This is a genomic window from Microcoleus sp. C2D2 (assembly GCF_036702495.1).
Classification (GTDB): Bacteria; Cyanobacteriota; Cyanobacteriia; order Cyanobacteriales; family Microcoleaceae; genus Microcoleus.
Window position 1 is genome coordinate 1 of sequence record NZ_JAUBTO010000415.1, and the last position, 1,114, is coordinate 1,114.

3 protein-coding genes are annotated in these 1,114 nt (G+C 39.6%); all 3 read left to right on the plus strand.

Annotated features, from left to right (window positions below):
- On the plus strand, positions 1 to 231 hold a 231-nt coding region (locus QUB61_RS39605), incomplete at its 5' end, for a hypothetical protein (RefSeq protein ID WP_333136965.1).
- A 70-nt stretch (positions 232 to 301) separates the two neighbouring features.
- A complete protein-coding gene (locus QUB61_RS39610; protein WP_333136967.1) occupies positions 302 to 793 on the plus strand; it encodes a hypothetical protein in 492 nt (163 codons plus the stop codon).
- On the plus strand, positions 790 to 981 hold the full coding sequence (locus QUB61_RS39615; RefSeq protein ID WP_333136969.1) for a hypothetical protein: 192 nt from the start codon (positions 790 to 792) through the stop codon (positions 979 to 981). The genes QUB61_RS39610 and QUB61_RS39615 overlap by 4 nt, the downstream gene beginning before the upstream one ends.
- Positions 982 to 1,114: the final 133 nt, after the last annotated feature.

The window sequence follows — 1,114 nt, forward strand, 5'->3', positions numbered from 1 at the left end:
AAGAAAATATACCCAAAAGCACAGGATGGACGATTGAAGATGCTTGAAATTGACCGTTACGTATACCGAGGCTTAATATTCTTTCTTTGCTGTAGTGCAACTGCTACTACGTTTGCCTCATTAAGTATTGGACTAAAAGTTAACGGTGATGCACCCGCAAATTTGACTACTTTAGCAAGCACGTTGTTCGGTTTTGCGATTGCGCTAGCTGCCAAAACCAAAGGAAGTTAGTTAATTCAAGTGTATTTTCTGGCTTAGCCGGCTACAGTTGCCGGCTACTTGTGAAAAAGGAGATAAAAAGATGGCAACAGTGACAGCAGGAACAAGCGCAACAGTAAACGCTACGACTATCGAAGGGCAGTTGTGGCAACTGGCACACTTAATCAACAGTGCAGAAAAAGGACTCGCAGCTCAGAGATTTAACATAAGCAAGAATGATGACTTTATCCTAGAAGGAGATTTTACGATACCGGGTCAAGTTGTTTATACTTCTTCTACAGGAATATTTTCTGATAGCGCAAGCCCTTATCTGTCAACACTTGCTTTTAACCCCGGTTCGCCTACTGGCACAATAAAGGCAACTACCTTGAGTCAGTATTTTATTGACGTAGTAAATTATATTATTCACTGGCAAAATCAGCCAACCAAAAACCCCAACAGTTTAACCAATTGCACATTAAGTTTTGACTATAATTCCCTTGAATATTCTGGCAGAATTATTTTGCCTTACAGTTCAACTATGGGAACGAATGGTTCAATTATTGAAACAGCCACGGAATGGTTGACAACATGAATGACGAAAGTTTACAAAATCCTCGCAAAGTTATTTTAAGTTATGTAGAAAAGTTGGGGGAAATTGACACAAAAGAAGATGAACTTGTTGAACTTAAAAGAGAAGCAACCGAATTAAAAGCTGAAATAGACAAATACAGAGAAGAAAAAAGAAATGGCAGAAGTAAAAACGTGGGGAGTAACGATTGAAGACAGCGCGCTCGCTTTTTCGATTGAAGGCATACAGCCTGGTAAATGGCTGCAAGACACAGCGAGTCAAGTTTGGGGAGCTATCAAAAAAGGGGTGCAAACGGTTATTGAATTTGGCAAAAAAATATGGGAA